This window comes from Tersicoccus mangrovi (assembly GCF_036881825.1).
GTDB classification, from domain to species: Bacteria; Actinomycetota; Actinomycetes; order Actinomycetales; family Micrococcaceae; genus Tersicoccus; species Tersicoccus mangrovi.
In genome coordinates, this window is record NZ_JBAJMW010000006.1 from 216,896 (window position 1) to 230,803 (window position 13,908).

Here is a 13,908-nt window from a genome sequence, read left to right on the forward strand (position 1 = left end):
ACGACGGGGGAATGATGGCGGGGTTCAACGAGACGACCACGGTGCAGAAACCGATCCTGGATCTGCTCGTCGGTATCGGCTGGGAACACGTGCGCGGTGAGGATCTGGACCGGAACCGCGAGGACGTGTTCGTCGAGTCCGACCTGACCGCGGCGCTGGCTCGCCTGAACCCGGCGGTCGCCGAGGACCCGGCCCGGGCGGCCGAGGTGCTCGCCCCGCTACGCGCGATGGTGCTGGCCGCCCGTGATGACGGGCTGGTGGTTGCCAACCAGCGGTTCGTGCCGTGGCTTCGTGGGCAGCAGACGCATCGGTTCCAGGGCCGGGACGGGTACGAGCCGGTGAGGCTGATCGACTACGCGGACCCGGCCGCGAACCGGCTGGTCGTCTCCGACGAGGTGACGATGGGCACCCCCGGCCACGAGTGCCGGTTCGACCTCGTGCTGTGGGTCAACGGCATCCCCCTCGTGGTGATCGAGACCAAGTCCCGCACCTCCACGGGCAAGAAGATCACCTGGCTGGACGGCGCGAAGGACATCCACGACGTCTACGAGCCGGGCTGGCCGGAGTTCTTCGTGCCCAACGCCTTCTCGATCGCCACTGAGGGCAAGGAGCTGCGGTACGCCGGGGTGCGCACCGACCTGGAGCACTGGGGCGTGTGGGGCGCGACCACGGACCCGATCACCGCGCACGGGTGGGACCGGGTCAAGCGGGCCGTCGAGCTGCTGCTCACCCCCGGCATGGTGCTCTCGGTCGTCAACGACTACACGGCGTTCGAGCTGAAGGGCCGGCACGCCGGCGCCCCCACCCTGGTCAAGATCGTGCCCCGCTACCCGCAGGTCGAGGCGGTGACCGCGATCGTGGCGCGGGCGCTGCACGGGGTCAAGCGGCAGGGCCTGATCCACCACACCCAGGGCTCCGGGAAGACCCTGGCGATGCTGTTCGCCGCGGTGCGGCTGATCAACGAGCCGGCCCTGGCCAACCCGTCGATCATCATGATCGCCGACCGGGTGCAGCTGGTCACCCAGATGTACCAGCAGTTCGCCCGGGCCGGGATGCCCACCATCGAGGCCCCCGAGACCGCCGAACAGCTGCGCGCCGCCCTGTCCGCGGACAAGCGCGGGGTGTTCTTCTCCACCGTGCACAAGTTCCGCAACGCCGGGGTGCTGAACGAGCGGTCCAACATCATCGTGCTGATCGACGAGGCGCACCGCACCCAGGAGGGCCAGCTCGGCACCCACCTGCGCCGCGCCTTCCCCAACGCCCGGTTCTTCGGGTTCACCGGCACCCCGATCGCCGATGCGGACCGGAACACGTTCGAGCTGTTCGGTGACCCGGACGACCCCGGGCATGTGATGAACACCTACGGCTCGGACCGGTCCATCGCCGACGGCAACACGGTGCCCATGCATGTCTCCCCGCGCCTGGTCGACTTCCAGATCCGCAGCGCCGAGCTGGACGCCGCGTTCGAGGAGCTGGCCGATGAGGAGGGCCTGAGCGAGGAGGAGCGGGACGCCGTCGCCGCCCGGGCGATCTCCACCCGCACGTTCTTCGCCAACCCCGAGCGGATCCGCAAGATCTGCCAGGACATCGTCGAGCACTTCTACGCCACCGTCAACCCGCTGGGCATGAAGGCGCAGGTCGTGGTGTTCGACCGGGGGCTGTGCGTGGCCTACCAGCAGGAGCTGACCCGGCTGCTGGCCGAACGTGCCGGTGACGGGGCGCCGGACGAGTCGGCCGTCGTCATGTCCGTGTCCTCGAAGGACGACCCGGACTGGCAGCAGTACAAGCTCACCGACGCCGCCGAGGACCAGTTGCTGGGCCGGTTCCGCGCCTTCGGAGACCGGTTGAAGTTCCTCGTCGTCACCTCCAAGCTGGGCACCGGGTTCGACGCCCCCATCGAGGGCGTCATGTACCTGGACAAGCCGCTGAAGCTGCACACGCTGTTCCAGACCATCACCCGCACCAACCGCAACTGGAAGAACCCGGCCACCGGGCAGGAGAAGCTCTACGGCCTGATCGTGGACTACGTCGGCCTGGGGGACGGGTTCGCCCGCGCCATGAGCCCGGCCAACCCCGAGACCGCCCGCAAGGAACTGGACACCGCGACCCTGGTCGCCCAGTTCGACGCGGAGCTGGCGACCGCCTTGGACCGCTTCGCCGGCATCGACCGCACCTCCGCCAGCTTCGAGTCCCTGCAGGCCGCGCACGAGCGGATCCCCGACACCGCCGCGCAGGACCGGTTCGCCGCCCAGTACGGGCTCGTGCAGGGCATCTGGGAGGCCTTGTGGCCCGACGAGGGCCTGGAGGCGCACCTGGAGGACTACCGGTGGCTGTCGAAGGTCTACGCCTCGGTGATGCCCTCGGACGTCAGCCGGGAACTGCTGTGGGCGCGGCTCGGCGCCAAGACCACGCAGTTGGTGCACGGCCACATCGGTGAGGTCTCCGTGAACAAGCCCGGCGTCGACGTCGTCATCGCCGACGAAGGCACCATCGCCCGGTTGATCGCCGCCGGCATCATCGACCCCGACGAGGAGGACGAGATCGAGAAGGGCGCCAGGACGCTGACCGCCTCGGAGGTCCTCGACTCCATCGCCGCGCGCCTGAAGCGCCGCCTCGAGGGCGGCAACGGCACCCACGCCGTGTACCTGTCCCTGGCCGCCCGGCTGGAGAAGTTGCGGGATCGCCAGTTCGCCCGAGCGCAAGAGTCGATCAGCTTCCTGCAGGAGATGCTCGACGTCGCCACCGATCTCACCGCCGCGGAGAAGGCTGAGGACGGCGCGGGCCGGGACGGGCTCGACCTGATCCCCGACCCGCACATCGGAGCCCTCACCCAGATTTTCAACGAGTACAAGCCCGCCGACACCCCGGTCATCCTCGAGAAGGTCGTGACCGACATCGACCAGATCGTCACCGAGGTGAAGTACCCCGGCTGGGTCAACACCAAGCGCGGCGACCGGCTCGTGCGCACCTCGATCATGAAGGTGCTCGGCCAGTACCGACTGCCGGTGCAGGGCGAGCTGTTCGACCACGCCTACGCCTACATCGCGGCTAACTACTGACGACTGCTGCCAGCCCCTGCCGAATGCCGGGTCAGCGGCCGGAGCTGCGCACGGCGTTCATCAGCGCCACGAGACCTTGGTCCTGCAGCAGCCCTGGGTCGACGATCTGTTGGTACTCCTGACCGGTCATGTAGTCCCCGCCGCGGCGGTTCTGGACCGGCTCGAGCCCCTCGATCAGGACGGCCTCCATAGTGCCGACCACCAGGTCGGTGCCGAACGTCTCGGCCGCCTCGCCCAGCGTTCCGTCGACCAGGACGGGCCGCAGTCCGAACCAGGAGAACCGGTCCCAGCGTCCCGAGAGCCGATCCTTGGTGTGCTCGAACAGGCGGCGGCCGAGCCTGGGTTTGGTCACCCGGCCGACGTAGGTGGTGCGTGCCCCGTCATGCAGCAGGTACACGCCCACCTGCTCGGAGAAGTCGACCTCGATGTCGGACCCGGCCAGGTGACCGTGGAGCGGAGGGGCGGAGGATCGGCGCCAGTCCACGCTGTCCCGACGCCAGAACATCCCGAAGGCGGCGATCAGGCCCGAGCTCTCGGCCTCCTCCAGGTCGGCCGCCTGCGGGACGGTCGCGTCGGACGGGTCGGCGACATCCTGCAGCTCGTCGGCGGACCCGTCCAGATCCACCGGCGCCGCGGACGCCACACCGCGAGGCTGCTCGAGCTCTTGCACGGCAGACGCCGACGTAGAGAGCTCGGCGCCGGCCTCGTACTGCTTCCGCAGTTCCGTCAGCCGCACACGGCTGTCCCCGCGGATGACGGCCCAGTTGTACCAGCCGTTCGTTTCCGCGCCCTCGCGCAGCGCTTTGCCGGCGGCGGAGGGGGTCTTGTAGGCGACGCCGTCGTAGTTGACGGTGCCGTCGGCGTTCACGGAGGCGCTGCCGGCGTACCCGGTGCGCATGAAGACGAGGCGTTCCCCGGGCCGGACCAGTCCAGCGGCGATCAGATCGGCGATCGTCGTGCTGTGCATCTGCCGCTGTCCTGGTGCCTCGCTCATGCTCGCCCTGCCTCGCCTCGTCGGATCGTCGCGCTGGTCGGAGGCCAGCCTATGTGCTCGGCGGGGCGGCCGAGCTGCCGGTCAGGGGCGCCAGGCGAGCTCGCGCAGCAGCACGATCACCGGGTCCGGAGAGCCGCCGCAGGCCAGCCAGTCGATCGGTGTCTGGCCGGCTGTGGCGCGGGCGGGGACGACCATCAGGTCATCGACCAGCAGGGGGTCCAGCCCCGGGTCGATCGCGGCGACCACTTCGCGCAGCCACTCCGGTGACGTGCCGCCGGACGGGTCGGTGATCGCGAACTGCCAGGCCGGGTACCGGATGCCGCTACTGGTGTGGGCCCGGTACAGCAGGCCTGCGTGATCCCACGCCTCGACCTCCTCCGGCGTCACCGACCGCACCTGGGCGACGTCGTCGACGCTGAGGGAGCGCAGCGTCAGCCACCCGTCGTGCTCTTGGTCCACCGGCGCGCCTGGGCCGAGGTCGTCCATGCCCGACAGGCTACGCGGGACCGATCAGTGGGCTGCGGAGGCGGCCGGCCAGGGGTAGAGCGTGTCCAGTCGGGTGAAGCCGGTCGGTCGGCCCGTCTCGTCGGTGACCAGCCCGGAGTGTTCGTGGGAGCCGGCGGCGTGCGCGAGGGCCGCCAACAACAGATCCAGGTGCTCCCGGTCCAGGCCCGGCAACGCCTCGGCGAGGTTCACCGGTTCGGCCCCGAGCAGGGAGACGACGATCGCCACCAGGCGCCGCTCACCGCCAGACCAGGCGCCCGAGCCGTCAAGCAGGGCATCCGGGTCCAGGGCGGCGCGCGAGTCGCCGGTCGGAACGATCCACGGGGCACTCGCGTACACGCCCAGGTTCGCTCGGATCAGCAGCTCCACCGCCGCCTCGGTCGCGTACATGCCCTTCGCCCACGCGCGCAGCGCCTCCGCCGTCTCACCCATGCCGGCCACCTCCCTGTCAGTTGCGCTCAGGCTACCGGCACGGTGTCGGCGCGGGGCGGTACGGTTCGACCATGCCCACCGACATCGGCCTCGACGGTCAGAAGCTGCCCGGCCGCCTGCTCCGCCTCACCCCGGAGGAGGCATGGGATTTCGAGCACATCCCCGAAGAGACCGCGCCGGTCGAGTGGCTGCGCAAGCACCCGACGGGGCTCACCGGTGCCGAACTGGAGGCCCTGCGGCCTGATGAGAATGTGTGGGCCCCGAAGGACACTCGGCGTCGAGCGGTCAAGCTGTGGATTCGCGACGGCGGGATCTGCCAGATATGCGGACTGGCGGTGGACATCTCCCTTCGCTCCATCGCCACGCAGGATGGGGGAGCGACGCTGCACCCGGCGATGGCCTCCGTCGACCATGTCGTGCCCGGTGGCGGCGACTGGTGGGGCAACCTGCAGCTGGCGCACCGGTGGTGCAACACCGTGCGCAACGACAACCCGCCGACCATCATCGCCGTGCAGACGTACCGGGACCAGCTCGCGAAGGCCATCGAAGCAGCACCGTTTCGTGCGACGCCCGAGCCGCTCGTGCGCCGGAACTTCCTCGCGCGCTGGCTGTGGACCCCCGTTGTCGACGAGAACTGGCGCGCCGAGGTCGAACACGGTCGGCCGGCCGGGGAGTGGGGCGAGGAGTGGACCGTGCCGGCCCCGGCCCATCCCTACCAGCAACGCGAAGACTTCACGTACCCGGAGGGTCTGTACGGCGACCTGCTCGAAGGCGTGAGCGAGCGGTCACGCGCGTCCTTCATCCGACAGGCACGCGAGAAGGGGTTCGATCGGGACGAGGTCGAGCGTTACTTGGCCGCGCGTCGGCGCCCGAGGCCGAAGAAGGCCACGACCACCTGACCTCCCACCGTCAGGGGCGGTACGTGTTCTTCCCGCCGGCCGTCGCCAGGGCCCCGAGGATGAAGTTGCGGTGCTCGAGGTCGGAGTTGTGCTTCCCGACCCCGATCAGCCCGCCGTAGGAGCCGTGGAAGACCGCCTCGGTGCCCATCGAGAGGATCTCGGTGGCGGGGTGATCGTAGCGCTTGCCGATGTACCGGCTCACGAAGTGGTCGGGGCGGGTGTACTCCCCGCGCAGGGCGCGGCCGTTGTGCTCGGTGACCCCGCCCTTGCCGTCGGACTTCAGGATGGTCTGGTAGACCGGTTGCAGCTTCTGCTGGTCGAAGCCGCCTTCACCGTCGGGTTCGATGGTGGTACGGCGGCGCAGGAACGACTCCTCCAGGGCGTTGAGGTTGCCCACGGCGTACCCGAACCGGTGGGACAGCTCGTGGGTCGCGACGTCGTCGTTCAGCTTCCGCCCCTCCGCGTAGACCTCCGACCGGCCACCCGTCTTGATCTCCGCCGCCTGCCGCGACCAGCGGTTGCGGGTGGTCAGCTCGGGGCGGCGCCAGTGGGTCCGCCCGGTCTCCGGGTGCACCCACGGCTTCCACCGGCCACCGGTCGGGGCTCCGCTGGCGGTGTACTTGATCCGGGTGAACCCGCCGCTGGGCGTGGACCGCCACGTGGTGTCGGGGTCGATCACCTCGTACTCGATCGACTCGTACTTCTCGCCCATGCCCGGCACGTTTTCGCCGGTGGCGACCCAGTCGAACCGCGGGTTGTTCTCCTGCGCGGGGTCGGGGCGGCCCTCGGCGCGGTACTTGGTGTACGTCCGCTCGGATGAGACGCGCGTCTTGACCGCGTCGTTCATGTAGTGGGCGCGGCCCTTGGTGGTCTTGGGCACCATATCGATGCCGTACTCGTTGGACGCCTGAACCCAGTCGGCCGGGAAGAACTCGCTCATCCGCTGGAACTGGGTGGCCGCCGTCTTCTGGCCGCCCTCGGCGAAGGCGAGATTGCCACCGAGCTCGCGGACCTCGGCGAGGGCAGCCTGGTAGCCGTCGGCCAGGCGGCGCAGGTCGGTCTTGGTTTGCTCGTCGCGACCGTACATCGTCATCGCGTGTGCGGTGGAAGCCCGGTAGGCCTCCATCAACAGGGCGTCATCGACCGGGGCGCCGGCCTCGCGTGCGTCGGCGACCCGCTGCTTGACGGACGCGTGGGTCTCCTGAGCGGCGGTGGCCCGCTCACCCCAGGAGGCCTGGACCTCGGCGGTGGTGATCCCGGCGATCTCCTCGGCGCGGGCGGCGACCATCTCACCGACGTAGATCGCGGCCTGGTCGACGGTGCCGAACTCCTCCAGACGGGCCTTGGCAGCGACCTGCCGGTCCATCTCCTGATCGCGCTGCTCATGGCTGCGATAGGTTTCCGGGCGGCCGATCACCACCGGAGTGACGATCAGGGCGTCCTTCAGGTCCTCGGCGATCGTGTGGATCGCCTCCACGTCCAGGGCGGCGCCGCCCCACCCCCAGCCGTCGTCGAGGCTGACGTCGGGGTCAGCGTGGGCGGTCTCACGGAAGCGGCCACCGATGGCGGCGGTGCCGTCGCTGGTGCCGGCGGCGTGACGGGCGGGGGCGAAGGTGCTCATGCCCTTCCTGTGTACGGCGGATCGCCAGGATGACGGCGGCTGCCGTCACGGCCACAGGCCGCTGATCGCCACGACGAGCTCGACGGCGCGGGTGAGCAGCGCGAGTATGCAGGTCCCGACGCTGAGCCAGGGAATCAGCGTCGTCGGGTCGATCCGGTGGGCTGTGGGTGCGAGGTGTCGCGCCATGGCGATGCTCCGTTCCGGGTCCCACGGTGCCGGCTCGTGCCGACTGGGTGTCCGTGGTCCCGCACTAGGAGAGGGCCAGCCCCGTCGTACACGGTGTGGGATGGTGCCCCGTGTCGGAACTACGCCTCGTCGCCCTCGAGAGCATCGTCGTCGTCCTCGGTGGGGTCCTCGTCGAGGCTGTGGTGCCCGCCGGCGTAGATGAGCTGCCCGGTCTCCTCGCTGATCTCGGTGAAGAACGCCCGACCGGGATTGGTGGCGGCCAGCGCCGCGGCGACCCCCAGCTCGGTGTCCGCGCCGGCGGTCACGTCGATCGAACCCAGCCGGAACCGGGAGCCGAGCTCCACGGCCTCGATGGCGGCGACCACGATGACCGGGTCGCCGGTGAAGGTTCCGTCCTCGAAGGAAGCGATGGCGCCGTCGATGTCGACGGCCACGGGGGTGATGCTCATGGGATGCTCCTGGTGTTCGGGCCCGCGGCGTGCGGGCTGGTTGGTGCCCATGTGTGCGGACACCCGCCCCTCCGACGCCGGCGTCAGCCGGTAGAGCCGGAGGGTCGGTGTCGGCGGAGCCAGTTGTCCACCGCCGAGAAGGCGGCCGAGCTCGGCCGCCTTCTGCTCGATCGTCAGATCCGCACGGGTGGCGATCCCCTTGTCCTTCTCGGTCCATCGGGCCCGGTGGGCGACTGCACGGGCCCGGGTGCGGGCGTTGCGTTCCCTCGAGGCGGCCGCCGTCGCCGCCGAGCAGTCCTCGCACCGGCAGCCCTGCTCGTAGGCCAGGACCGTGCCGTGCTCGGCGGTGATGTTGGCCCGCGCGATCCGGCGCTGGTTCTGCGTCCGCTTGTACTGGGCCTTCGCCGTCGTGCAGGCCGGGCAGGGGCAGCCGTGGTTCATCCACCCGGAGGTGGTCCCGTGACGGATCACGGGTGGCGGGGAGGGGACCCCGTGCTGGGCCACGATGCGTCGGACGGCCCGGTAGGTGAGGCCCGTCCGGTCGGCGATCTGCGGCAACGTCGCCCCGCTGGCCCGCAGATCCCGGATCCGAGGGAGTGCCGCCTCGACCTCGGCCGGGGTGGTCAGGTGCCGGATCGGGGTGTCCATCGGCAGCCCCAGCGCACGCCGGCGATAGTGGGCCGCACACAGTCCGCGCGCGGCGACCACCCGGCCACACTCGGCCTGGGTGCACACGGTGGCGGGCTGACTCAAGGGGTGGCTCCTGGCGGGTGATCGTGGGCGGCGATGGCGCCGCCCACGATCGTACGGGTGCCGGTCAGATGGTCGGGACGAAGGCCGCGGCCTCGGCCACGTCGATCCGGTCACCCTCGGTGAGCGCCTCGAAGTCGCGGATGTCCCGGTACTTGAAGATGAAGTCGTTCGCCGCCTCGACGAGCTCCTCTCCGATCTCGTTACCGTCGACGTCCCTGACGTCGTGCATCTCCGGGACGGAGTCGTAGTCGGCCTCCCGCAGCTCGAAGGAGGCGACCTGCGGGTAGCTCGCCTGCAGCTCCACCGCCACACCCACCAGGTACGTGCGCTGCATCTGCTCCCGGACCTCCTGGTAGCGGGACTCGAGCCGCATCGCGGTGGCGTCGCGGGTTTCCTTGTCCCGAAGGTCCTGCTGCGGCTGCGGGGTCTTGCCGGCGGCCGCGGCGCAGATCGCCTTCCTCACCTGGGGCGCGGCGATGGCCAGCTCCATCGCCGTGTGCGCCGCCCACTCGGCGCGCCGGTGGGCGCTGCGACCGAACCGGCGGGCCTGCTCGCGGGTCTCGTGGTCCATGTCCTCCCACGGGTCCTCATCGCCGCACGAGATGGTGTCCATCGACCCGTAGCTGTCGTTCCAGAACGACATCGTCTTCCCGTCCACGCTCACATACGTCTCGACGGTGCAGTTGTCGCTCATCTGGACGTCGATCTCCGGGTCCGGCAGGGAGGACGGCCACGGGGCGTCGAACTCGGTCGGCCCTCCGGCCGGGATGTTGGCCGTGCCGGTCAGCGGGACGGTGAAGTGCGTCGGCGCCTCGGCGGCCGGGGTGAGCGCGACGTCCGGCTCGGTGTGGCTGGTGGCGGCGTACTGGCCGCCGGTGGGGACGCCCTTCTCGACGCGGGCCTGCTGCTGGGTCATCTTGATGGTCTCCTCGGGGGATTGGTCAGTTGGAGAGGTCGCTGGCGTACAGGTCGGCGGAGTTGGCCACCATGGCGTCGAAGTCGAGGCCGCGGGCGGCGGCGTAGTGGCGCAGGTCGGTGAGCATGGATTCGGCCGGAAAGGTCTTGTCCTCGCCGTCGCCGAAGTGGTCCCAGGTGGCGGCCAGGGACGCGGTGATGCGATCGTTGCCGTCGCGCTGCATCGCCTTGGGCCCGTACTTGGGCCCGTTGACCGGGATGGGCTTGCCGGTGACGTTGGCGAGGATCGCTTCACGGACTCCGGGGGCGTTGACGGCGGCCTGCTGCGCGCCGTTGGCGGCCGCTTCGATGGTCGCGTGCTTCTCCCGGCCCCAGGCGAGTGCCTGATCGCGGGTCTCCTCGTCCATGCCTGACCACGCGTCGGCGTCGTATTCGGTGGAGTCGAGCGTCTCCTCGCGGTCGGTCCAGAACTTCATCACGCTGCCGTCGACGGTCACGTGCGTCTCGATGACACCGCCGTCGAGGTCGATGTCCACCTCGGGGTCGGGCAGGGAGGACGGCCACGTCGCGTCGAACTCGTTGGGCACCGGGGTGTAGAGGTCCAGGGTTGTGACCAGGGGCATTCGGGTGTGATGGATCGAGATGTTGGGCTGCGGCGCAGCGGGAAGGGCGACGTCCGGCTCGGTGTGGTTGGTGGCGGCGTACTGGCCGCCGGTGGGGACGCCCTTCTCGACGCGGGTCTGCTGCTGGGTCATGACGGTGGTACTCCTTCGTGCGGGTGGCTGATCAGAACGTGGGGGTGTAGGCCGCGGCGTCGGCGACGCTGATCCACTGGCCGTCGGCCCGGGGGCGGAAGTCGTCGATCCGGCGGCCCCGGAACACCTCCGCGTTCGCGGCAGCGACGACGTTGGGCGGGATCTGATCGCCGTCGCAGTCGACGACGTCGTGGATCTCCGGCTCGGGGCCCGAGGTGCTCTCTCGGAGACGGAAGAAGGCGATGTCGGGGAAGCGGTCCTGCAGCTCGCTGGTGGCGCCGGCGAGGTGGAAGCTCTGCGCCCGCTCGCGCGGCGTCTGCCTCTGTCCCTCGGCGTGGGCCCGGTCGGTGCCAAAGCCGTTCAGGATGCTCAGGTCGGCCTGCGGCTTCTCGATCGGCTTGCCGGTGGCGGTGGCCAGGATCGCCTCATGCACTCCGGGAGCGTTTGTCGCGGCGGTCTTGGCGGCGTACGCGCCGTCTTCGATGCGACGGTGCACGGCGTGCGCCCAATCCACCGCTTCGTCTCGTGCGTCCTCGTCCAGGTGCGCCCACGGGTGCTCCTCATCGCGACTCAGCGCGCCGGCGGTGTCGTACATCGAGCCGTCGCTGCCGGTCCAGAAGCGCATCCGCTTGCCGTCCATCCAGACCGTGGTCTCGGTGTTGTCCTCGACATCGAAGTTGACCACCGGCTCGGAGACACCTTCGGGCCAGTCCGGCAGCCCGTCGTAGTCGTCGGGCCACAGCGTGACCTTCGCACCGTCCAGGGGGAGGTTGACCGTGCCGTACTGCACCGGGCCGGCACCCTGGGTGCTCGGCAGGCTGACGGACGATTCGGTGTGGGGCATCGTGTCGAACTGGCCGGCGCCGGGCACACCGGCGGGCTTGTGCGGCTGGACGTGGTTGCTCATGACGGGCATGGCTCCTGGCAGGTGGTCGAGTGGCTTCCACCCGGACTGTGTACGGCGAGACGCCGCCGCGCGCAGCGCCTACTCCTCGGTGTCGGGGGGGGGGCGCCCCTCGCCTCAGACGGCGCGGAACCGGTGGGCGTACTTGGCCGGGTCGGCGAGCAGATCGATCGGCAGGATCGTCTCGCGCCCGTCGCGGTCCAGGTCCACCATGGTGGTGATGAACGAGTGCGATTCGCGCAGGTGGTCGGCCACGGTCGGCAGGGCGGGGTTGTCGTTGGGCTCGTCGGCCCAGGAGGGGTCCCCGCCGGTGAGGTCGTTGCCGTCGGCGTCCAGGACGCGCGTGGCTGCGAACTCGGGGCCGCCGTCACCGCTGAGGTGAGCGGCCACGTGCAGCTGGGTGGCGGTGGGGAACCGGCGGTGGGTCAGGGCGAGAGCGTCAGCGGTCTGCGCCTTCGAGTCCTCCCGCAGCAGTGACTGGATCTGCGCCTGGCGGAGCAGGGCGTTGCCGTGGGAGGTCACGTGGTCCAGTGCGGTGCCCGGCTCGACGGTGACGGGGGTGGACTCGCCGGGCACGCCGGCGGCCAGGGCAGTGAGCCGTTCGGCCCGCTGCTGCAGTGGGGTGAGCCGCTGGTTCCGGAAGTAGGCCGGCTGCTCGACTCGGTGACCGGTCGCGTCGTCGAACTTCGCGTGCAGCCCGGTGGGCAGGGTGGCGCCGATCCGGGCCCAGGGGTGATCCGCCGGTAGGAACGCCATCACTGTGGTGGAGCCGTCCTCGTGCTCGTGGACGGCCGCCCAGGCGATGCCGTGCAGGGTGCCGTCCTCGACGAAGTCCTCCGGGGCGATGCCGTGCATGAACTGGTCCTCGATGAGGCTCAGATTCGGCTCGGAGTGGCTTGTCTCGCGGAAGCGTCCGCCGATGTGGGCAGTGCCGTCGGAGGCACCGGCGGCGTGGCGGGCGGGAGTGTTCGTGCTCATGCTCATCCTGTGTGCGGCGGGTCGGTGGGATGACGACTCAGGCGGCCAGTGGCTGGTCGAGGCCGGGGGCGTGCCGGTGGCCGAGCCGGTCGATCGTGGCGGACACCAGGTCCTCCAGGCTGGCGTGCACCGGCTGGGCGGGGCGGGCCAGCTGCAGGTTGTGGACGACGTCGCGCCGGTACGGATACTCCGGGTGGGCGCCGATGATGATCGGCTTGCCGGCCCCGAGCATCGAACCCAGCTCGAACAGGGTGAACGGCTGGATGCTGGTGGAGGTGAACCAGAACAGCACGAACCGGGCGCGGGCCAGGGCCCGGCGTTCCCAGCCGATCTGGGCGGCCGCCTCCGGGCCGGTGGCGTCGAAGTCGGTGCCGCGGCGCGGGTTGGCGACCGTGGCCGGCAGGTGCGCCAGGGCGGCGGCCACCTCGGACTGCCACGGCGCGGTGCCGGTGACCCCGCCGGCCAGGAACAGGTCCACCTTTTCCGGAAGCCGGGCCGGGGCCTGGACGAGTACGTGCGCCGAGTGACGGACCGGTGCCGGTGCTGGTGCCGGTAGGGCGATGACGGTCATCAGTCGGTCCCGCCGTTGAGCAACCAGGTGAAGAGCATGTTGGTCCGGATGCTGTCCCGGCTCGAGTCCGGCACGGACGCGAAGATGGCGCGCAGCTCGTCGAACGCCGCCTCGGTGGTGCAGTGCCCCTGCTCGCCGAGCTTGGCCAGGACGGGCCGGTCGGCGCCGGGCTGCTCGGCGAAGGCGCGGGCGATCGCCATGGCGCAGCCGTCGCTGATCTCACCTTTGCCGGCTCCGAACCGGTCGTAGACCATCCGGTCGATATCCGTAGGGCTCATCCGGGCGGCCTCGGCGCGGGCGACGAACGGCTGGGCCACGGTGCTGGACGCCTGCAGGTGCTCGCGCAGCATCCGGCCCAGGTAGGGGCTGCCGAAGGTGCCGGGGTCGGACTCGTTGGCCAGGGCGACGATGCGGGTCTGCTCCCACGCCTTTTGCCCGGCCTCGGCCGGGGTGGGGGCGGCGTCCAGGCGGACGCTGGCGGTGGCCTCCTGGGCGTCCCAGTCGTCCCCGTTCAGCTCCACGTCGTACCGGTCGCGCATGAACTCGGCGATCGGGCCCTGGTGGCGGTTCAGGTAGGTGTCCATCGCCTCCTCGGACAGGGGCTGCTCGGGCTGGAGCAGGTCGTGGAAGTTGACGTACCGGGTGGCGTCGACGAACCAGACCGGCGGCTCATCCTCCGAGCGGGTGACGGAGACCTGCTCGATGCCGGTGGTGTGGTCGAAGCCGGGCACCTCGTACGAGTCGCCGGGCGCGACGTCGACCGGGACGGTGTCCGGGTCGGCCAGTGCGACGGCGGACTCGCCGTGGATGTCGGGGGCGAACTTGCCGCCCATGCTGGCCGGGGTGCCGGCCGGGTGGCGGGCCTGGTCGTTGCTCATCGTCGGTGGG

The 13,908-nt window shown here is 70.5% G+C and carries 14 protein-coding genes; 2 read left to right on the top strand and 12 right to left on the bottom strand.

Features of this window, described 5'->3' with window-relative positions:
• The first annotated feature begins 14 nt into the window (after window positions 1-14).
• Complete coding sequence (locus tag V6N00_RS13700) at window positions 15-3,059, top strand: type I restriction endonuclease subunit R (protein ID WP_334233056.1); 3,045 nt, start codon at window positions 15-17, stop codon at window positions 3,057-3,059.
• Window positions 3,060-3,090: 31 nt separating this feature from the next.
• Here the strand turns inward: V6N00_RS13700 and V6N00_RS13705 are convergent, their stop codons facing one another.
• The 3 genes from V6N00_RS13705 to V6N00_RS13715 all read right to left on the bottom strand — a co-directional run bounded on the left by V6N00_RS13705 (window position 3,091) and on the right by V6N00_RS13715 (window position 4,989).
• Window positions 3,091-4,053 carry a restriction system modified-DNA reader domain-containing protein gene (locus V6N00_RS13705; RefSeq protein ID WP_334233058.1) on the bottom strand — a complete coding sequence of 321 codons (963 nt, stop codon included), beginning with the start codon at window positions 4,051-4,053 and terminating at the stop codon, window positions 3,091-3,093.
• Between the two features lie 81 nt (window positions 4,054-4,134).
• Window positions 4,135-4,539, bottom strand: coding sequence for a hypothetical protein (locus V6N00_RS13710; RefSeq protein ID WP_334233060.1), 405 nt, complete (start codon window positions 4,537-4,539; stop codon window positions 4,135-4,137).
• 24 nt (window positions 4,540-4,563) lie between these two features.
• Window positions 4,564-4,989 (bottom strand): hypothetical protein, encoded by a 426-nt coding sequence (locus V6N00_RS13715; protein ID WP_334233061.1) that lies wholly within the window; start codon window positions 4,987-4,989, stop codon window positions 4,564-4,566.
• Window positions 4,990-5,060: 71 nt separating this feature from the next.
• On the opposite strand from V6N00_RS13715, the gene V6N00_RS13720 reads away from it, so the two are divergent.
• Window positions 5,061-5,888, top strand: a complete 828-nt coding sequence (locus tag V6N00_RS13720) for an HNH endonuclease (RefSeq protein WP_334233063.1) — start codon at window positions 5,061-5,063, stop codon at window positions 5,886-5,888.
• 10 nt (window positions 5,889-5,898) lie between these two features.
• Here V6N00_RS13720 and V6N00_RS13725 read toward each other — a convergent pair whose 3' ends face one another.
• The 9 genes from V6N00_RS13725 to V6N00_RS13765 all read right to left on the bottom strand — a co-directional run bounded on the left by V6N00_RS13725 (window position 5,899) and on the right by V6N00_RS13765 (window position 13,898).
• Entirely contained in the window at window positions 5,899-7,509 is a 1,611-nt protein-coding gene (locus tag V6N00_RS13725) for a hypothetical protein (protein WP_334233065.1), read from the bottom strand.
• Window positions 7,510-7,554: 45 nt separating this feature from the next.
• Window positions 7,555-7,695 (bottom strand): hypothetical protein, encoded by a 141-nt coding sequence (locus tag V6N00_RS13730; protein WP_334233067.1) that lies wholly within the window; start codon window positions 7,693-7,695, stop codon window positions 7,555-7,557.
• Window positions 7,696-7,814: 119 nt separating this feature from the next.
• Window positions 7,815-8,897, bottom strand: a complete 1,083-nt coding sequence (locus V6N00_RS13735) for a hypothetical protein (RefSeq protein WP_334233069.1) — start codon at window positions 8,895-8,897, stop codon at window positions 7,815-7,817.
• Between the two features lie 64 nt (window positions 8,898-8,961).
• Window positions 8,962-9,813: a hypothetical protein gene (locus V6N00_RS13740; protein ID WP_334233071.1), complete on the bottom strand. Its 852-nt coding sequence runs from the start codon at window positions 9,811-9,813 to the stop codon at window positions 8,962-8,964.
• Window positions 9,814-9,838: 25 nt separating this feature from the next.
• Window positions 9,839-10,567: a hypothetical protein gene (locus tag V6N00_RS13745; protein ID WP_334233072.1), complete on the bottom strand. Its 729-nt coding sequence runs from the start codon at window positions 10,565-10,567 to the stop codon at window positions 9,839-9,841.
• 31 nt (window positions 10,568-10,598) lie between these two features.
• On the bottom strand, window positions 10,599-11,474 hold the full coding sequence (locus V6N00_RS13750; RefSeq protein ID WP_334233075.1) for a hypothetical protein: 876 nt from the start codon (window positions 11,472-11,474) through the stop codon (window positions 10,599-10,601).
• Window positions 11,475-11,588: 114 nt separating this feature from the next.
• Window positions 11,589-12,449, bottom strand: coding sequence for a hypothetical protein (locus V6N00_RS13755; protein ID WP_334233076.1), 861 nt, complete (start codon window positions 12,447-12,449; stop codon window positions 11,589-11,591).
• Window positions 12,450-12,486: 37 nt separating this feature from the next.
• A complete protein-coding gene (locus tag V6N00_RS13760; RefSeq protein WP_334233079.1) occupies window positions 12,487-13,020 on the bottom strand; it encodes a nucleoside 2-deoxyribosyltransferase domain-containing protein in 534 nt (177 codons plus the stop codon).
• Window positions 13,020-13,898 (bottom strand): hypothetical protein, encoded by an 879-nt coding sequence (locus V6N00_RS13765; protein WP_334233081.1) that lies wholly within the window; start codon window positions 13,896-13,898, stop codon window positions 13,020-13,022. Before V6N00_RS13765 ends, V6N00_RS13760 begins: the two co-directional genes overlap by 1 nt.
• Window positions 13,899-13,908: the final 10 nt, after the last annotated feature.